This window comes from Xanthomonas sp. DAR 80977 (assembly GCF_041240605.1).
GTDB classification, from domain to species: domain Bacteria; phylum Pseudomonadota; class Gammaproteobacteria; order Xanthomonadales; family Xanthomonadaceae; genus Xanthomonas_A; species Xanthomonas_A bundabergensis.
On record NZ_CP162487.1, the window covers coordinates 1567587 to 1586874 of the forward strand.

Consider the following 19288-nt stretch of genomic DNA (forward strand, 5'->3'; position numbering starts at 1 on the left):
CATCACTTCGCCTCCGCCGGCTCGGGCGGCGAACCGGCCAGCGTGTCGGCCAGGTCGCGCACCTGCAGGGCGCCGCGCAGCTGTTCCAGCGTGGCGGCGCTGCGCACGTGCACGGTCAGCGGCTCGCCCGGCAGCAGGTCGAAGGCGTTGTCGGACAGCGTGGCGTCCAGGTCGCCGAACGCCAGCCACACTTCGCGCGCCAGGGTGTTGCTGGTCAGGGTCAGTGCGTAGCCGTCGCCGTCGGCACGCAGCTCGCTGCGGATGTCGGGGCTGGGCAGGTGCAGATTCTTGGCCGCATCGAAGAACACCAGGTTGCGCGACAGCACGCGCGCGCCGTCGAGCAGTTCGAACACCGCGAAGCTGCGCATCGGATCGGCGCGGCGCAGCAGCTGCGCATCGCTGAAGCTGCCCACGCGCACGCTGGACAGCGGCGCCAGGGTCACCGGCTTCTCGCTCTTGCTCAGCACCTTGCCGGACACGTCCATCACCCGCATGCGCCAGCGCGCGGCCAGCGGCACGGTGCGGTCGGACACCAGCGTCACCTCGGTCTGGCCCTTGTCGTTGCGCAGCGCGGCGATCAGTTCCGGCGCATAGAAGCGCTTGGCGTGGTAGTGCAGCGCCTTCCAGCGGCCGAAGTAGTCCAGGCTCGACCAGGACGCGCCCGGCCACACGTCGTTGAGCTGCCAGTACAGCGAGCCCATCGACTGCGGCCGCGATGCGCGCAGGTGCTCGGCGGCCAGGGCGATGCCCTCGGCCTGCATCAGCTGGCTCAGGTAGACGAAGCTCTCGAAGTCCTTCGGCTCGCCGAATTCGCGGCGGATGTACAGCAGCAGGCGCTGGTTGCCGTTGCCCTTGTCGAACTTCTGGTGCGCGCGCATCACCGGCGATTCCGGCTGCAGGTCGCCGGGTTCGGCGAAGGCGCGGATCGTGCGCATTTCCGGGAACGACTGCAGGCCGTATTCGGACATGAAGCGCGGGGTCACGTTGAGGTATTCGGTGACCGGCAGCGCCGGGCCGCCCCACACCTTCCAGTAGTGCATGTCGCCGTCGTCGGGCTGGTCGGCGGCGCCGTCGAAGTCGGTGCCGGGCGAGGTCGCCCAGTACGGGGTGTCGCTGTCGTACTTGCTCACCGCCTCGCGCAGCACGGTGCCGAACAAGGTGGTCATGCCGCGCTCGATGCGGCTGCGTTCCTCCGGGTCGATCGACTGCTTGAACTTGACCCGGTCGCCCCAGTTTTCCCAGCCGGTCTGCACTTCGTTGTTGCCGCACCAGATCACGATGCTGGGGTGGTCGCCCAGGCGCTTGACCTGCGCCTCGGCCTCGGCGCGGGTGTTCTCGCGGAACGCCACGTCGTAGGGCGGGATCGCGCCGCCGAACATGAAGTCCTGCCAGATCATGATGCCCAGGCGGTCGGCGTCCTCGTAGAAGCTGTCCGGCTGGTAGTGGCCGCCACCCCACATGCGCAGCATGTTCATGTTGGCGTCGCGCGCCGATTGCAGGATGCCGCGCATGCGCGCCGCATCGACCCGGCTGGGGAAGCTGTCGAATGGGATCAGGTTGGCGCCCTTGGCGAACACCGGGATGCCGTTGACCACGATCGCGAAGCCCTTGCCCCACTGGTCCTTGTCGCGGCGCAGCTCGACGCTGCGCAGGCCGGTGACGCGCTGGGTGTCGATGCTGTCGCCGGCGGCGTCGCGGATGCGCGCCTTGAACGTGTACAGGTCCTGCCTGCCATAGCCGGCGGGGAACCAGCGCTGCGGCTTGGCGATGCGCACCGGCACGGTCAGCGTGTTGCTGCCGGGGTCGAGCACCGCCTTCTGGCTCAGCTGCGCCACGCGCTGGCCGTCGGGGCCGAGCACGTCCAGGTCCAGTTGCACCTCGCCGCCGCGGCCGGCCTGGACTTCCAGCTGCGCGAGCAGTTGCGCCGCGTCGGCATCGACGCGTTGCTGGGCGATGTGCAGGCCTTCCACGCGCAGCGCGTCCCAGGCTTCCACGCGCACGTCCTGCCAGATGCCGGCGGTGACGATGCGCGGACCCCAGTCCCAGCCGAAGGTGTACGGCGCCTTGCGCACGTAGGTGGAACTGTGCCGCGCCACCGGCTCGTCGCCGAACGCGGAGTCGTAGGCGCCGGGCAGCGCGTACGGCTGCTTGGCCAGCCACGGCTGCAGTTTCTTGATCGGCGAATACAGCCGCACTTCCAGCACGTTGTCGCCGCGCTTGAGCAGCGGCTTGGCGTCGACCCGCCACTGCCGGAACATGTTGTCGGCGGCGAGCAGCTTCTTGCCGTTGAGGTAGACCTCGGCGAAGGTGTCCAGGCCGTCGAACACCAGTTCCACGTGCTCGCGCGCGAGCAGCGCGGCGTCGGCCTTGAAGCGGGTCTGGTACTGCCAGTCGCTGAGCCCGGCCCACTGGATCCTGGCTTCGTTGTCGCGATAGAACGGATCGGGCACCACCCCGGCCGCGATCAGGTCGGTCTGCACCGTGCCAGGTACCTGCGCCGGCAGCCATTGCGCCGCCTTCGGGAACTCCTTGGCGTGGGTCTCGCCCGGCGCCAGCCGCACCTGCCAGCCCTGCTGCAGCGACAGCGTCGCCGGTGCCGCCGCCTGGGCCAGCGCCGGCAGGCCCAACGCCAGCAGCAGCCCGAGCCGGGCGGGGAAGCGCGCGCGCGGCGCGGAACGGGAACGGCGATGCGGCTGGGTCATGCGTGGGTCTCCAGGGTCAACGCGCGGCGGCGGGGGGCGCCTGCGCGGTGGTTTCGATCAGGTGGACGGCGCCGATGGCGTAGTACGGGCCGTTGATGCGTGCGGTGGAGCGCAGGCACAGGTCGTGCGTGCCCGATTGCGCCGGCAGCGGCGCTTCCAGCGAGAACTGCTCGCCCAGCGCCTTGCCGCCCGGCAGCGGGATCCGCGCCAGCAGCTTGCCCTTGCAGTCGCCCAGGCGCACTTCCAGTTCGCCGTGCGCGGTCTTGGCCGGGTACTGCTTGACCTTGGCCTGTTCATGCGCCAGCCCGTAGTTGCGCGCCAGCCGCGCCGCATCGATGCGGATGCTGGCGATGCCGTCCAGGCGCGCGTCGGCGTAGCGCCAGCAGCTGCCGAACAGGTCGATGTTGAACACCGGCGTGTCCTTGCCCGGCATGTCCGGCAGCAGCGGCACGCGCAGGCCCAGGTTGCCGTCGGCGCAGGACCCCAGGCCCTGGGTGTCGCGGCTGAGCAGGCCGGGGCGGTCCAGGATGCGGGTGCGCGCGGCGGCCAGCAGGCTGCCGTCGTCGGCGAAGGTGGCCGCGCGCACGGTGACCGGCAGGGTCACCTCGAACGGCTTGGCGTAGCGCGGCGAATCGGCCTTGGGTTCGCTGCCGTCGGTGGTGTAGCGGAAGCTGCCGAACCTGGCCTGGTTGCCGAGCACGATGCTGGCCTTGCCGCTGTCCAGCGCGGCGTTGTCGCCGCCCTGGATGGCGATGTCCGGCGCGAACGCGCCGTCGCCGTAGTCGATGCCGAGCGCGCGGTAGCGGTTGAGCTGCGCCGGCAGGCGCTGCAGGAAGCCGTCCCAGCTGCGCACCGCCATCGGCGACCACGCCGCTTCGGCCAGCGCGCCCAGGCGCGGGAACAGCGCGTGGTCGATGTGCCAGGCCGAGGGAATGTACTCGGCCCACAGCGCGGCCTGCGCGCCGAGCACGTGCTTGGCTTCCTCGGCGCTGAGCGCGGCCGGCACCGGATCGAACTCGTAGACCTTCTGCAGCGGCAGCACCGCCAGGCGCCCGTTGGGCTCGTCGCTGCGCGCGCTCTGCAGGTTGTCCAGGTACAGCCAGCCGGCCGGCACCAGCACCACGTCGTGGCCCTGCTTGGCCGCGGTCACCGCGCCGTCGACGCCGCGCCAGGACATCACCGACGCGCTCGCCGGCAGGCCGCCTTCCAGGATCTCGTCCCAGCCGATCAGGCGCCGCTGGTGCTTGCTCAGGTAGTCGGACAGCTGCTGGTTGAACCAGCCCTGCATCGCGTGCGCGTCCTTGACCCCGAGCTTGCGCATCTGCGCGCGCACCGCCGGCGAACGCTCCCACTGGTCCTTGACCGCTTCGTCGCCGCCGATGTGGATGTACGGCGAGGGGAACAGCTGCAGCACTTCGTCGAGCACGCCCTGGATGAAGGTCATGCTCTTTTCGTCGGTATCGAACAGGTAGGGATTGACGCCCCAGTCCACCGACACCTTCGGCCGCTGCTTGGTCACGCCGACCAGTTCCGGATACGCCGCCACCGCCGCCTGCGCATGCCCGGGCATGTCCAGTTCCGGCACGATGGTGATGTGCCGCGCGGCGGCGTAGGCGACCAGGTCGCGGATCTGGTCCTGGGTGTAGAAGCCGCCGTAGCGGTCGGGCACGTCATGGCTGCCGGCGCCGGGCGGGGTGCGCCAGGCGCCGATCTCGGTGAGCTTGGGATAGCGCTTGATCTCGATGCGCCAGCCCTGGTCGTCGGTCAGGTGCAGGTGCAGCACGTTGAGCTTGTGCTCGGCCATCGCGTCGATGACGTGCTTGACCGTGTCCGGGCCGTGGAAATGGCGGGCCACGTCGAGCAGCAGACCGCGCCAGCCGAAGCGCGGCCAGTCGCGGATCTTGACCTCCGGCACGTCCACCTCGCCCTTGCCGGCATCGGGGGTGAGCAGCTGCCAGGCGCTCATCGCGCCGTAGAACAGGCCGCGCTCGTCGCGCGCCTGGATCAGCATGGTGTTGCCGTCCACGTCCAGCGCATAGCCCTCCGCCGCTTCCACCGGGGCATTGGGGTTCATCTGCAGGCGGATGCTGCCGTTGGCCGGGATGGTCTCGGCGCGCACGTCCAGCGACAGGCCGCGGGTGCTTTCCAGCAGCGCCGCCAGTTGCCGGGCCACGCGCATGGCGGGTTCGTCGTCGGTCGGCACCGACAGCGTGCTGCCGGTGCCGACGGTCAGCGTGGCGCTGCCGCGCTTGACCTGCGCCGGCGCCGGAATCAGCGGCAGCGGCGCGGTGTCCTCCGCCGCCGGCTTCGGCGCGGGGGCGGCGGGGGGCGCGGCAGGCTTGGCGGCCTGCGCGGGAGCGGCGGCGTCGCGGTCGCAGCCGCCCAGCATGGCGACCAGTGCGAACAGGGCAAGCCCCAGCCACGTGATGCGGGAAGCCGCCGCGACGCCCGCCGGGGCGGTCGTCGGGCGGTGCGGCGTACGGGGGCGTGCACCCACTGCAGTCATTCGGTCTACCTCGTGCTGTCTGAACGCATATCCTAGTGGATCGGCGCGTAACGGATCAGCGCGACGCGGCCGGCAGCTCGTCCCACACCTTCGGATCTTCGGCGCCCAGCACCCAGCAGCTGAAGCCTTCCAGGCCGTATTGCTTCACCAGGTCGTAGCGGGCGCGGAAGCTGCGCGCGTCCGGGCGGAACACCCACTCGCGCATGTCGTCGCGGTAGAAGTAGAACCACGACTCCTGCTCCTGCGCATCCCACTGCACGGTGGCGTTCTGCTCGATCGCCAGCGGGAAGGATTCGTCGGCGTCGATGTAGGTCGCCGAGATGTTCGACGCCTCGGTGCCGTCCTCCTTCACCGGGTTGCCGGTATACCAGCGGTAGCCGTAGGTGGCGATGCCCAGCGACAGCTTCTCCTTCGGCACCTGGGTCAGTGCGTAGTCCAGGTGCTTCTTCATCCACACCATGCCGTCGACCGGGCCCGGCGTGGTCCAGCGGGTGTGCTGGTCGTAGGTCATCAGGCTGACCAGGTCCACCGCCTGGCCCAGCGCCTTCAGGTCGTAGGCGCCGCGCCAGTACTCCCACATCCACTTGGAGAACTGCCCGCCCTCGGCGTAGCCCGGCGCGTTCGGCACCACCGCCACCGACATCTTGAAGCCGGCCTTGTGCAGCGCGTCGGCGGTCTGCTTGACCATCAGCGTGTAGGCGTCACGGTCAGTCCAGGCGATGTTCTCGAAATCGAACTGGAAGCCGTAATAGCCGTTCTTTTTGCCGTGGATCAGCAACGAGGCGATCATGCGCTTCTTCGCATCCTCGTCGTGCATCAGCTTGTGGAAGCCGTCGCGGCCGGTGGTCATCGACAGGATCGGCATCACCCGCAGCTTCTTTTGCTTGGCGATGTCGTAGATGTAGGCGTTGGGGGTGCCGTTGACCAGGCCGTTCTGGTCCACGCCGTACCAGGTCGGCACCACCACGTCGATCTTGTCGACGTTGGCCAGGAACGAGTTGGTCGATTTCTGCGTGCTCATCAGATAGAACAGCGCGGTCGGGTTCTTGGCCATGGCCGGAGCGCAGACCATGGACAGGGCAAGCAGCAGCCCGGCGAATCGCTTCATCATCGGGGAGATATCCGTTAGCGGGTGGGGGAGGGCAGGTCGATGCGGAACACGTAGGCGTGTTCGCCGGCGGGCTTGGCCGGCAGGGTCAGGTGCAGGCCGTCGGCACGCTGTTCGAACGGCACTTTCTTGCCGGTGGCCAGCAGGGTCACGCCGCGCACGCCGTCGGCGGCGGTGAGCGAGCGGATCACCGCCTTGCCGTCGGCCGGCCAGCCCAGCTCGATCGCGTACAGCGCGCCGTGGCCGGTGGTGAAGCGGAAGTCCTCGGCGGTGTAGGGCTTGGTCTTGGTGTCCTGGAAGGTGCCGCCGACCACTTCGGTCGGGCCTTCGCCGTAGGTGCGCCACGGCTGGCTGTCGTAGATCGCTTCGCCGTTGGTCTTCAGCCACTTGCCGATCGACAGCAGGATGTCGCGTTCGGTGTCGGGGATCGAGCCATCGGCGCGCGGGCCGATGTTGAGCATCAGGTTGCCGTTCTTGCTGACCACGTCCACCAGCATGTGCACGATGAAGGTCGGGGTCTTGTAGGTGTCGTTCTCCACGTAGCCCCACGAGGCGTTGCTGACCGAGGTGTCGGTCTGCCAGTGGGTCGGGTGGATGCCGGTGAGCTGGCCGCGCTCGATGTCCAGCGTGCCGGCGCCTTCCGGGAACGCGCCGAGCTTGTAGTTCACCACCACCCCGTCGCCGCGCGCGGCGCCGTGGTTGTAGTAGTACGACAGCATGGTCGGCAGGGTGCTGCGGAAGGTCGGGTGCGCGATCCACCAGTCGAAGTAGATCAGCTCCGGGTCGTAGCGGTCGATCAACTCGGTGGTGCGCGCCAGCCAGTCGTCCAGCCACGCCTGCGACACCGGCGTCCAGTCGTTGGCGACGTCGGCGTCGTCCTTGCCGCGCAGGCGGAGTTGCGCCGGGCCGTACAGGCCGGCGTAGAGCGGGTCGTTGACGTCCGACTCGAACGTGCGGCCGCCGTCGAAGAACCAGTTGTGCTCGGCGCGGTGCGAGGACAGGCCGAAGTGCATGCCCTGCGCGCGGATCGCCTTGGACAGCTCGCCGATCACGTCGCGCTTGGGGCCCATCTTGGTCGCGGTCCACTCCGACAGCTGCGAGTCGTACATCGCGAAGCCGTCGTGGTGCTCGGCCACCGGCACCACGTAGCGCGCGCCGGCGTCGCGGAACAGCTTGGCCCAGCCCTGCGGGTCGAACTTCGGCGCGGTGAACAGCGGGATCAGGTCCTTGTAGCCGAACGTGGACTGCGGACCGTATTTCTCGCGGTGGTGCGCGTAGTCCTGGCTGTCCTTGCTGTCGGGTTGGTACATGTTGCGCGAGTACCACTCGTTGCCGAAGGCCGGCACCGAGAACACGCCCCAGTGGATGAAGATGCCGAACTTGGCGTTGTCGTACCAACTGGGCGAACGGTAGTTCTTCAGCGAGGTCCAGTCCGGGCGGAACGGTCCCTTGCGCGCGCCGGCAGCGGCTTCGCGCACCAGCCGCGCGCGTTCGGGCGCGTACTTGGCGGTGGCCTGCAGCCACTGCTGGTCGATCTGTTCGGGGCTGAGGGTGGTGGCGGTGGGTGCGGTCGGCGACGTGGCATCGTCCGCCGCGGCGCCGAAGGCGCCGGTGCACAGCAGGGCGGACAGGACGAGCGAAAAGGAGCGCAGGCGGCGGCTGCGGCGCGGACGAAGGCGGCGGTCGAACGGCATGGGAACTACGCTCCTTTGGCAAAGGCGGTCATTGGCTGCCAGTAGGCGACCGGCGATACATGCCGCGGCATCGAGCGCTGCTGGCAGGTATCGGAGACGTGAGGGGGCGGTACGGTCTTGCACGGATCACGCGTCCGATTATGCAACAGCTCGCAGTGCGATGAGTCGCTTTTCATGGCGTAAATCAAGTGGTTTTCGTCAAATCGGCAGGCGTGTCGATCGATGTCGCGCACTGGCATGCGGGCGCGGCGGCTGCGCATGGCGCAGCGTGTCGATGCCGCGACGCGCAAACGAAAAGGGGCGGGCGATAAGCAACATCGCCCGCCCCCCGAAACGCGTGCGACCATGCAGCGGTCGCACGCAACGTGCATCAGAACTTGAAGTTCAGCTGCGCCTGGTAGCCGCGGCCGTTCTTGTACATGCCGATCGGCGCGTACTTGACCTCGTTGTACCAGTAGTACGTGGAATCGAGCAGGTTGGTGGCGCTGACGCTGACGCTCATCCAGTCGTTGATCTCGTACGAGGCGGTCAGGTCGAGCTGCTTGTACTCGTCGGTGAACACCTGCGAGTTCAGGCGGCCGACCTGGGTGAAGTACTTGGAGCGGTAGCTGTAGTTCACGCGCACCATCCACGGACCGTTTTCCCAGTAGGGGATCACGTTGTAGGTGTTCTTCGACAGGTACGGCAGGTTCAGGCCGCTGCTGGCATTGGCCTCGGCGTAGGTATAGTTCGCCTGCAGGCCGAAACCGTAGCCGAACGCCTGCTGGTAGTTCAGCGACGCGCCCTTGACCTTGGCGTTGGACGCGTTGATCGGCGAGCTCACCGAGTAGACGCCGCTCACGCCCGACACCGCGTCGGTCAGCTGCTGGTCGGTGGTGGTGGTGACGATGTACGAACCGATGTCGCGGTAGAACAGTTCCGTCGACAGCATGCTGGACGGGGCGAAGTACCATTCCGCGGCCAGGTCGTAGTTGGTCGATTCGTACGGCTTCAGGTCCGGATTGCCGCCGCTCGCGGTCAGGTTGCCGTTGCTGCTGTTGATGGTGAACGAACCGGCCAGGTCACCGTAGCGCGGGCGTGCCATGACCTTGGCTGCCGAGAAGCGCAGCACCTTGGTGTCGTCCAGGTCGTAGGCGATGTTGAAGCTCGGCAGCGGCTTGTAGTACTGCTTGGTCACCTGCGTCTGGTTGTAGTTGGCGCCGCCATCGTTGCTCTGCCAGTACAGCGACTTGTCCTTGGTGTCCACGTAGCGAACGCCCAGGTTGCCGCGCCACTTGCCGGACTCGAAGTTCAGCTGTGCGTACAGGTTGCTGGTGATTTCCTTGACGTCGAACGAGGAGCCGTAGTCGATCTTGTACGGGCCCTGCGGCAGCGAGCGCAGATACTTGATCACCGAGTTCAGGTTGGCGGTGGACCAGTTGGTCAGGTCGCCGCTGGCGCCCAGGCCGTCGTACAGGCCGCTCGGCGTGGTGCCGGGGCTGAAGTCGGTCAGGGACACCGCATCGGTGGTGTTGATGCGGTTGCCGCGCGCATCCACGCCGTTGTCGTGGTTGATGTACTTGTAGCCGAGCTGCAGCTTGTTCAGCGGGCCCCAGTCGAGGTCGCGCGAGGCGTCGAACTGGAAGTACTTCTCCTTGTCCGTGCTCTTGGCGTAGTAGATGCCGCCCGCCTGCGTGGCGGAAGAATCGGTGGAGCCGGCCGGCAGGTTGGACGGCGTCGCGGCCAAGCCCCAGTTGGCGGCGCTGCCGTTGTCGTAGTTGACGTCGGTGTGGCTGCCGTCGTACCCGAAGTTGTAGCCGCCGTTCTGCAGCAGGAACTTCATCAGGTACTCGGGGTTCTTGCCGCCGGTCGCCTCGGTGGTACCGACCTGCGAGGTGAACACCCACTTGTCGCCGTACCAGTCGTGGCGCAGGTTCAGGCTCTTGGTGGTGACCGTGCTCTCGCGATAGTTGGTGTCCAGCTGCGCGTAGGGCTGGTTGCCGTTGCCGGCGCCGTCGGTGACCGTGGCCTGGGTGATGTAGCCGTTGTTCACCGTCGCGCTGGTGATCTTGTCCTGGTCGCCGCAGCCCGGACAGACGTAGCGCGATTCGCTGAAGTTGTTGTACTTGCCCTTGATGTAGATGCCGGTCAGGTTGAACTCGTTCTGCTCGTTCGGCTTCCACTGCAGCGCGCCCTGCAGGCCGTTGCGCTCGCGGGTCTGCTGGAAGAAGGCGCTGTTGATGCCGACCGGGATCTTGGCGGTAGCAACGTTACCACCGTCGCCCGAAATGGCAGCGGTGGCGGGAATTCCGGAGCCGGTGTTGTAGCCGAAGAACTCGATGCCGGCGCGCGCCAGGTCCTGCTTGTCGTGGGTGGCGGAGATCAACGCGCCGAAGGTTTCGTCGTCGTTCTTCCAGCTCCACAGCGCCGAGCCGCGCGGGTTGCCTTCTTCCGAGCGGTCGTTGTAGTTGTAGCCGACCGAGCCGCGGATGGTGTTCTTCGGCAGGTCCAGCGGCTTGCGGGTGTGCACGATCACGGTGCCGCCGATCGAGCCTTCGTCGATGCGCGCTTCCGGGGTCTTGTAGACCTCCATCAGGCCGATGATTTCCGGCGACAGCAGGGTGTAGTTGAAGGTACGGCCGCTGGTGTCGGTCGGGTTGCCGCCCCAGTCGCCCGAGGCGATGGTCTGGCCGTTGAGCAGCACGCGGTTCAGCGCCGGGTCGGTGCCGTTGATGCTCACCTTCTCGCCTTCGCCGAACTGGCGGTCGACGCTGATGCCGGGCAGGTGCGCCAGCGACTCGGCGGCGTTGGTGTCCGGGAACTTGCCGATGTCCTCGGCGCTGATCGCGTCGACGATGGAGTTGGCCGAACGCTTGACCGCCTGGCTCTTCTCCAGCGAGGCGCGATAGCCGGTGACGGTGATGGTGTCGAGTTCTTGCACGTTCTTGGAATCGCTGCCGGAAGCGGGCGCTTCCTGGGCGGCGGCGATGCCGGTGCCGGACAGGTACAACGCAGCCATGATGCTGACGGCTAAAGTGGTGGTGCGGCTATTCATGTTGGCTAAACCCCTGCTGTTTGATGAGTGCGTTGGGCAAGAAGCACCACCCGTCACGCGGTGTGCAGGCCGCTGCCGGCCTTGCTGACCTGTGAGGTCGGCTTGGTGTCCCTGGTGCTGCTTCGGTGCGTGTCGTCCGGCATCTCTAATGACGTGGCGCCTGGGACCGGCGGCACCGACGCGCCGGTCTGCATATTCCTGGTACTGCTGAAGAGCGATTGCGAAAGCGCGGCAGCCGGTAAGCGAGGCATCCCGGCTGCGTCTTACCTAATGCGAGGTGCAGGAGCAGGAGAAAGCGCGGTGGGACGACTGCGAAGCGTGCATTGGCTGTGTGGCGACATCGGTCCGCTCCCGTGGAATGCCATCAATTCGTCGATGGAAGGTCTTGGCGCCATCCGGCAGTGCCGAACCGCGCGTGGATGTGTCATTCCGGTCGCCGCCTGACGCAATCGCACGCGCGTCTGACCGGGACTGGCATTTCCACATTCCATAACCTTCTGTGTCTCGAGTCTGTAACACCGCTGACAGCGTTGTCAATACTTCCTTCACATATTTTTGACTATCTGTGCCGATGCCGGCAAACGGCCTTGTGGCAAGGGTTCCAGGGGTCTCGACAGGCCTGTGCGGGAGGCTGGCATTGCTGCGGCGCAGCAGGTTTGGCGGGACTGGGTGGAGATCGCATGGCTGTTGTCGGCGGACCTGGTCGGTAACGGTCTACGTGCCGTACGGCGCTTTGGATGCGGCGGTTCGGATGAAATGACAGGCGCCAGGCGAAGGCGGCGGTGGCCCTGCATGTGCCGCAATGTGTCTGACAACGTTATCAGGAGCAGTCCGGGAGCGCGTTCCCCTGCGTTCTCTGGCTTTGCGGACGCATGTCGTTGCGCGGACGGAGCCGCCGCGCGAAGCCGGTGGGCATTGGCGTCAACGCCGGCAGGGGCGCGCCCACGAAAAAGCCCCCGTCGGTGGACGGGGGCTTTTGATGGGATTGCGCTGGCGCGGGCTTAGAACTTGAAGTTCAGTGTCGCCTGGTAGGAGCGGCCGTTCTTGTACTCGCCGATCGGTGCGTACTTGACCTTGTTGTACCAATAATAGGTCGAGTCCAGCAGGTTGCTGGCGCTGAAGTTGATGCTCAGCCACTTGTTCACGTTGTACGACGCCGACAGGTCCAGCTCCTTGTAGGCGTCGGCAAAGTAGGTGGAGTTCAGGCGGCCGATCTGGGTGAAGTACTCCGAGCGCCAGCTGTAGTTGACCCGCACCATCCACGGTCCATGTTCCCAGTACGGGATCACGTTGTAGGTATCGCGCGACAGGTACGGCATGTTCAGGCCATTGCTGGTGTCGGCGGTGGCGTAGGTGTAGTTCGCCTGCAGGCCGAAGCCCAGGCCGAAGCTCTGCTGGTACATCGCCGAAATGCCGGTGACGGTCGCGTTGGCGGCGTTGATCGGGGAGCTGACCGAGTAGGTGTGCGTCGTGCCCGACGCATCCTTCAGGTCCTGCTCGGTGGTGGTGGTGATGATGTAGGTGCCGATGTCGCGGTAGAACACCTCCATGCCCAGCATGCTGCTCGGGTTGAAATACCACTCCGCGGCCAGGTCGTAGTTGGTGGACTCGTACGGCTTGAGGTCCGGGTTGCCGCCGCTGGCGGTGTAGTTTTGGCTGCTGCTCTCGCTGAGCGAAATCGAGCCGGCCAGGTCGCCGTAGCGCGGACGCGCGATCACCTTCGCCGCCGAGAACCGCACCACCGAATCGTCGGTCAGCTCATAGGCCAGGTTGAAGCTGGGCAGCGGCTTGAAATAGCTGTTGCTGGTGGTTTCCTGGGTATAGGTGCTGCCGCCGTCGTAGCTTTTCCAATAGGTGGACTTGTCGGTGGTGTCGGCCACGCGCACGCCGACGTTGCCGCGCAGCTTGCCCCACTCGTAATTGGCCTGGACGTAGGCGTCCTTGGTGATTTCCTTGACGTCGAACGAGGAGCCGTAGTCGTAGTAGTTGTGGCCTTGGTCGCCGAGCGACTTCAGGTAGGCGATCACCGAATTCAGGCTGGCGCTGGACCAGCTGACCAGGTCGCCGCTGGCGCCCAGCCCGTCGTACAGCCCGCTGGGCGTGCTGGTCAGGCCGAAGTCGGTGAGCGAGATGTCCGAGGTGGCGTACAGCGAGCTGCCCCATGCCGAATTGCTGTTGTCGTGGTCGATGTACTTGGCGCCGACCAGCAGTTGCGTGATCGGGCCCCAACTCACGTCGCGGGTGGCATCGAACTGGAAGTACTTCTCCTTGTCGTGGCTGACCGAGTAGTAGATGCCGCCGGCCTGTTGGCCTTCTTTCAGGCCCCAGTTGCTGGCGCTGTTGTCGTCGTAGTTGACCGCGGTGTTGCTGCCGTCGTAGGAGAAGTCGTAGCCGCCGTCCTGCAGCAGGAACTTCATCAGGTACTCCGGATCCTTGCCGCCGCGCGCGCTGGTGGTGCCCGCTTGAGAGGTCAGCACCCAGTTCTCGCCGTAGAAGTCGTGGCGCAGGTTCAGGCTCTTGGTGGTGACCGTGGTCTTGCGGTAGTTGGTGTCCAGCTGCGCATACGGCTGGCCGTTGCCGGTATCGTCGGAGACCGAGGCGGACGTGATGTAGCCGTTGTCCACCGTGGCCGAGGTGACTTTGGCCAGGTCGTTGTTGCAGCCCGGACACACATAGCGCGACTGGCTGTAGTTGTTGTACACGCCGCGGATGTAGACGCCGGTCAGGTTGAATTCGTTCTGCTCGTTCGGCTTCCACTGCAGCGCGGCTTGCACGCCGTCGCGCTGGCGAGTCTGTTCGAAATAGGAGCTGTTGATGCCGGACGGGACCTTGGCGGTGGAGACATCGCCGCTGCCGCTGATGCTGGCGGTGTCGGGAATGCTCGCGCCGGTGGTGTAGCCGAAGAACTCGATGCCGGCGCGATCGATCTCCTCCTTGTCGTGGGTGGCGGCGACCAGGAAACCGAAGGTTTCGTCGTCGTTCTTCCAGCTCCACAGGGCCGAGCCGCGTGGATTGGCCTTGCCGGAACGATCGTTGTAGGAGTAGCCGAGCGAGCCGCGGATGGCGTTCTTGGGCAGCTCCAGCGGCTTGCGCGTATTGATGATCACGGTGCCGCCGATCGAGCCTTCGTCGATACGCGCTTCGGGCGACTTGTACACCTGCATCAGGCCGATGATCTCCGGCGACAGCAGGGTGTAGTTGAAGGTGCGGCCGCTGGTGTCGGTCGGATTGCCGCCCCAGTCGCCCGAGGCGATGGTCTGGCCATTGATCAGCACGCGGTTGAGCGCCGGATCGGTGCCGTTGATGCTGACCTTCTCGCCTTCGCCGAACTGGCGGTCGACGCTGATGCCGGGCAGGTGCGACAGCGATTCGGCGGCGTTGGTGTCCGGGAACTTGCCGATGTCCTCGGCGCTGATCGCATCGACGATGGCGTTGGCCGAGCGCTTGACCGCCTGGCTCTTCTCCAGCGAGGCGCGGTAGCCGGTGACGTTGATGGTGTCCAGCTGCTGTACCGTTTGCTTGCCGCTTTGCGAGTCGCTGTCGGCGCTGGCCGTCGCGTCGTCGGTCGGGATGGTCTGTGCGGCGGCGTTTGCGGACAGGTGCAAGGTGGCCATGATGCTGAGGGCGAGTGTGGTGTTGCGGCTTTTCATTGGCGGGAAACCTTATAAGTGGTGACGCGGGCACGCGGCGGCCACCGAAAGGCCGGTGCACAGGGCCGCCGCCCGGGCTGTACAAGCGCAGGAGCAACAAAGCGGGATATCCGCTCAGCAAGTGGTTCGGTGCCTGTCGTCCGTAGGCTGACGTGGTGATCGCCGTCCGGCGGCACCGATGTCGCCGGACGTTCCCTGTTTCCTGTGTCCTAAGCGGCGGCCGGACCGCGCATGGCCTGGCCCGAAAGCGCGTCGCCGGGGTGCGGTGTCGCCGCGTGCGTCTGCCGGATGGAATGCGAGCGGTGGCTGGCGCGCACCGACAGCGGCATGCGATCGACGCTGCTGCCGGTTCCCTGGGCGCAAGGGATGCCGGCGGCGGCGATGGTCGTGTCGAGTTGGCCTAACATGCGTTGCCCATCCCCTGAACATGCGGTGGATTGAATGTAATCCGCATGACAGCGATGTCAACGGAATTTTTATGTTTTGCTTGACATGTGGTGCGCGGTGTGGTCAAAAAAATGCTTGGTTTGCCCGCGCGAAGAATTAATGCCTTTAAAATGCGGCGTGCGTCGCAAAGTGGCGGGATTGGCAAGTGCCGGTTGGGGCGCTTGCGTGCCGCGGCGTGGCGCCTCTCCTGCGACAATGGCCTGCCCTGAAGCGGGCGCCGGATCTTGCCGGCGGACGATGCCGGAACGAGGCGGGTGGCGAGGTTTTTTCGTGCGTGCAGGGGCTGTCTACATATATATTTGACAACGTTGTCAAGTGTGCTTAACACTCAGCGTATAGTCCGTTCCCGGCGTCCCTCAGGGAGAAAGCGTGTCCGCAAGCAGTTCCCCAATGGTGGCGGCATCTCCGCGCGCCGAACCCTTCATCGCCGCTGATGTCGGCGGCACGCATGTCCGCATCGGGCTGATGCGCGAGGATGGCGATCTCGCCCATCCGGTCACCGTGCTCGACTATCGCAAGTATCGCTGCGCCGACTATCCGGGCCTGGCCGAGATCATCGGCGAGTTCCTGGCCGAGGTGGATGGCGCGCCGGTCACCCGCGGCGTCATCGCCAGCGCCGGCTATGCGCTGGAGGACGGCAGCGTCATCACCACCAACTTGCCGTGGAAGCTGTCGCCGCCGGACATCCGCGAGCGGCTCGGCCTGAGCGCGCTGCATCTGGTCAACGACTTCGAAGCGGTGGCATACGCCGCCAGCTACATGGGGGCCAGCGAAGTGCTGCACCTGACCGGTCCGCGCAGCGCGCAGAACGGGCCGGCGTTGATCATCGGCCCGGGCACCGGGCTCGGTGCGGCGGTGTGGATCCCCACCGGCGACGGTGCGGTGGTGCTGGCGACCGAAGCCGGGCATGCCGCGCTGACCGCCTGCACCGCGCTGGAGATGGACCTGGTGCGGCACGTGCTCAACGGCAAGGACTACGTGCCGGTGGAGCATCTGCTGTCCGGCCCGGGTCTGCTCAATCTATATGGAGCGCTGTGCGCATTGCGCGGCGCAGTGCCGGTGCATGCGGCGCCCAGCGCGGTCACCGCGGCGGCGCTGGCGGGCGACGACGCGCTCGCGCACGAAAGCCTGTCGGTGTTCTGCGGCCTTCTCGGCAGCATGGTCGGCGACATGGCCTTGCTGTACGGCATCCAGAGCGGAATCTACCTGGCCGGCGGCTTCCTGCCGCAGATCGGCCAGTTCCTGGCCGCGAGCAGCTTCGTCGAGCGCTATCTGAACAAGGGCGCGATGCGGCCGGCGCTGGAGCAGATTCCGGTCAAGCTGGTGGAGCACGGCCAGCTCGGCGTGATCGGCGCGGCGAACTGGTTCCTGCAGCAGCAACGCTGATACGGGTTCGCCCGGTTGGCGGCGCGATGCCGCCACCGGACTCCGCGGCGGCCTGCGCGGCCGCCGCCGTTGTCGCGGCTACAGCGTGAAGTGCACGCTGAGCATGTAGCCGCGCCCGTTCTTGTATAGATAGTAGGGCTGGCTCTCCTGGCCCACGTAGCTGTAGTAGGTCTCGTCGAGCAGATTGGTGCCTTCCAGCTGCAGCTTGACCTTGTCGGTGATCGCATAGGACACCGATGCATCGAGCTGGGTGAAGGCATCGGTCATCTGGTTCGCGCCGAGGCGTCCGATCTGGGTGAAGTAGGCCGAACGCCAGCCCAGGGTCAGCCGCGCCTCCCATGGCCCCTTCTCGAAATAGGGGCTGAGGTTGTAGCTGTTCTTGGAGTTGTAGGGCAGGTTGTAGTCGCCCTGGGTATCGGCCTTGGAGTAGGTGTAGTTGGCGGCGACGCCGAAGCCGCCGCCCAGTTCCTTCTGGTAGCTCAGCGACACGCCCTTGACCTTGGCCGCGCCGGAATTCTGCGGCAGCGTCACCTCGTAGATGTCCTCGCGGTCGTAGGTGTTGTTATGCAACGGCTGCTGCACCAGGGTCTGCAGGATGTAGTTGGAGATGTCGCGGTAGAACAGTTCCCCGGCCAGCACGCTGTTGGGCGCGAAATACCATTCCAGCGAGGCGCCGTAGTTGGTGGAGCGATACGGGTCCAATGCCGGGTTGCCGCTGCTGGCGGTGAGCTTGTTGTCGTCGGCGTTGACGTACGGGGTGAGGTCGGCGTAGCGCGGACGTGCGATCACCTTGGCCGCGGCCACGCGCAGGATCAGCGCATCGGACAGATCGTAGGCGAAATTCAGCGACGGCAGCCACTCGCCGTAGGACTTGTTGTAGCGCACCGGCGCATAGGCGCTGCCGTCGTACTGGTAGCCGCCGATCGCGTCGCGCGTGTTGACGTAGCGCACGCCGATGTTGCCGCGGTAGTTGTAGCCGGAAAAATCCGCCTGCAGGTAGGCGGCGCGGTTGCGCTCGACCACGTCGAAGGTGCTGCCGTAGCTGGGGGCGAGGGTGTCGCTGCCGGGCAGGCCGCTGACGTAGTCGACCAGCGCGCCCGGGCTCTGCCGCGGCCAGCGACGCATGTCGTCGCTGACCGACAGGCCGTCCAGGTAGCCGCCGGGCGTGCTGCCGCCGTAGACCGAGGCCAGCGTGGTGCCAGGATCGGCCGGGAAGCTGTCGTAGTACATGTCCTGCGAGGTGCTGTGGCGCGTGGCCTTGACCCCCAGGCGCAGCTTGGTGATCGGTCCCCAGGCCACGTCGTGGTCGAAATCCAGCTGCGCGTAGCGCTCCTTGTCCAGGTTCGGGTAGCGATTGACGGTGGCGCCGAGCACCGACATCGTGTCCAGCGCGGACGGCGGCACCGCGTAGTCGACGCCGACGTTGCGATGGTCGATGGCGTAGTCGTAGGCGCCGTTGCCGCGGAAGGTGAGGCCGTAGATGCGGTCGGCGCCGCCGGCCGAGCGGGTCGCACCGACCTGGCCGGAGACGTTCCAGCCGTCGCCATGCCAGTCGCCGCGCAGGGTGTTGCTGCTGGTCTTGACCGTGGTGTTGCGCACGTACGAATCGAGGATGGTCTCGGCGTTGTCGCTGTAGGCGCCGGAGGTGGCGACGCCGTCGACCACGTCCAGCGCGGTGGCGTTGGCGGGGACGAAGTTGGCGTAGCGGCTCTGGTTGACGTTGTCGAACGTCTCCTCCACGTACAGGCCGGTGTAGGTCAGCTCGAAGGCGTCGTTGGGCTTCCATTGCAGCGAACCGGTGACGCCATCGCGCTTGCGGGTCTGGGTGAACAGCGCGCTGTTGATCGCGGTCGGGTAGACGCTCTGCTTGCCGGCGGCCACCGTGTCGGGAAAGCCGGCGCCCTGGATATCGCTGTAACCGAAGATCTCCACGCCGTCGCGGCGCAGCGAGCGTTCCGAATGCATCACCGAACCGAGCACGCCGAGCGTGCCGGCGTCGTTCTTCCAGTTGTACAGCAGCGAGGCGTTGGGCTTGCCGTCCTCGGAGCGGTCGTTGTAGCCGTAGCTGACGCTGCCGGTCAGCAGGTTCCGCTCCAGTTCCAGCGGCTTGCGCGTGTGCAGGATCACGGTGCCGCCGAGGCTGCCTTCGTCGATGCTGGCCTGCGGGCTCTTGTACACCTCGGCGCTGCCGATCACTTCCGGCGCCAGCAGCGAATAGTTGAACGAGCGGCTGTCCGGGTTGTTCGGATCGCCGCCCCAACTGGTAGAGGCGATGCTCTGGCCGTTGAGCAGGACCCGGTTCAGGGCCGGGTCGGTGCCCAGGATCGAGACCTTCTCGCCTTCGCCGAACTGGCGATCGACGCTGACCCCGGGAAGGTGCGACAGCGATTCGGCGACGTTCGCCGCCGGAAACTTGCCGACGTCCTCGGCCGAGATCGCATCGACGATGGCGTCGGCATTGCGCTTGATGTTGAGTGATTTCTGCAGGCTGGCGCGGTAGCCGGTGACCTTCACTGCATCCAGTTCCTGCACCGCCGGCGAGGCCTGGGCGCTGGCGGCGGCATCAGTGGCGTCGGTGGCGGGCGGCGGTGGCGCGGCGTCGCCCTGTTGCACGGGAGCTTGCTGGGCGAGGACGCTGGCGGGAGCGGCCAGAATGCCGGCGACGGCGAAGGCCAATGGAGCGAGGCGGATGCTGTTCAAGCGGACGGTCTCCGAAAAGCGCGCAGAGCGCGAAAGGCGCGCCGTCGGGGCGCGCAAGTGA

9 protein-coding genes are annotated in these 19288 nt (G+C 66.5%); 1 reads left to right on the plus strand and 8 read right to left on the minus strand.

Features of this window, described 5'->3' with window-relative positions; genetic code table 11:
- Positions 1–2: 2 nt before the first annotated feature.
- The 7 genes from AB3X10_RS06600 to AB3X10_RS06630 all read right to left on the minus strand — a co-directional run bounded on the left by AB3X10_RS06600 (position 3) and on the right by AB3X10_RS06630 (position 15101).
- Complete coding sequence (locus AB3X10_RS06600) at positions 3–2702, minus strand: beta-mannosidase (RefSeq protein WP_369980107.1); 2700 nt, start codon at positions 2700–2702, stop codon at positions 3–5.
- Positions 2703–2718: 16 nt separating this feature from the next.
- Positions 2719–5208 carry a family 20 glycosylhydrolase gene (locus AB3X10_RS06605; protein WP_369980109.1) on the minus strand — a complete coding sequence of 830 codons (2490 nt, stop codon included), beginning with the start codon at positions 5206–5208 and terminating at the stop codon, positions 2719–2721.
- 55 nt (positions 5209–5263) lie between these two features.
- Positions 5264–6319 (minus strand): glycosyl hydrolase family 18 protein, encoded by a 1056-nt coding sequence (locus AB3X10_RS06610; protein ID WP_369980110.1) that lies wholly within the window; start codon positions 6317–6319, stop codon positions 5264–5266.
- A gap of 14 nt (positions 6320–6333) precedes the next feature.
- Positions 6334–8010 carry an alpha-L-fucosidase gene (locus tag AB3X10_RS06615; RefSeq protein ID WP_369980111.1) on the minus strand — a complete coding sequence of 559 codons (1677 nt, stop codon included), beginning with the start codon at positions 8008–8010 and terminating at the stop codon, positions 6334–6336.
- A gap of 370 nt (positions 8011–8380) precedes the next feature.
- Complete coding sequence (locus AB3X10_RS06620) at positions 8381–11044, minus strand: TonB-dependent receptor (protein ID WP_369980113.1); 2664 nt, start codon at positions 11042–11044, stop codon at positions 8381–8383.
- A gap of 1001 nt (positions 11045–12045) precedes the next feature.
- The gene (locus tag AB3X10_RS06625; protein ID WP_369980115.1) at positions 12046–14694 is read right to left on the minus strand and encodes a TonB-dependent receptor; all 2649 of its coding nucleotides are present in this window, start codon (positions 14692–14694) and stop codon (positions 12046–12048) included.
- A gap of 209 nt (positions 14695–14903) precedes the next feature.
- The gene (locus tag AB3X10_RS06630; RefSeq protein ID WP_369980117.1) at positions 14904–15101 is read right to left on the minus strand and encodes a hypothetical protein; all 198 of its coding nucleotides are present in this window, start codon (positions 15099–15101) and stop codon (positions 14904–14906) included.
- Between the two features lie 409 nt (positions 15102–15510).
- Between AB3X10_RS06630 and AB3X10_RS06635 the strand changes: the two genes are divergently transcribed.
- Positions 15511–16527, plus strand: coding sequence for a glucokinase family protein (locus tag AB3X10_RS06635; protein ID WP_369980119.1), 1017 nt, complete (start codon positions 15511–15513; stop codon positions 16525–16527).
- Positions 16528–16605: 78 nt separating this feature from the next.
- On the opposite strand, the gene AB3X10_RS06640 is transcribed toward AB3X10_RS06635, so the two are convergent.
- Positions 16606–19227, minus strand: coding sequence for a TonB-dependent receptor (locus AB3X10_RS06640; RefSeq protein ID WP_369980121.1), 2622 nt, complete (start codon positions 19225–19227; stop codon positions 16606–16608).
- Between the last annotated feature and the right edge of the window lie 61 nt (positions 19228–19288).

Excerpts from the sequence above, each read along its gene's own strand:
- AB3X10_RS06620 (WP_369980113.1), bottom strand. The coding sequence starts at position 11,044 with ATGAATAGCCGCACCACCACTTTAGCCGTCAGCATCATGGCTGCGTTG.
- AB3X10_RS06600 (WP_369980107.1), bottom strand. The coding sequence starts at position 2,702 with ATGACCCAGCCGCATCGCCGTTCCCGTTCCGCGCCGCGCGCGCGCTTC.
- AB3X10_RS06615 (WP_369980111.1), bottom strand. The coding sequence starts at position 8,010 with ATGCCGTTCGACCGCCGCCTTCGTCCGCGCCGCAGCCGCCGCCTGCGC.
- AB3X10_RS06610 (WP_369980110.1), bottom strand. The coding sequence starts at position 6,319 with ATGATGAAGCGATTCGCCGGGCTGCTGCTTGCCCTGTCCATGGTCTGC.
- AB3X10_RS06630 (WP_369980117.1), bottom strand. The coding sequence starts at position 15,101 with ATGTTAGGCCAACTCGACACGACCATCGCCGCCGCCGGCATCCCTTGC.
- AB3X10_RS06625 (WP_369980115.1), bottom strand. The coding sequence starts at position 14,694 with ATGAAAAGCCGCAACACCACACTCGCCCTCAGCATCATGGCCACCTTG.
- AB3X10_RS06605 (WP_369980109.1), bottom strand. The coding sequence starts at position 5,208 with ATGACTGCAGTGGGTGCACGCCCCCGTACGCCGCACCGCCCGACGACC.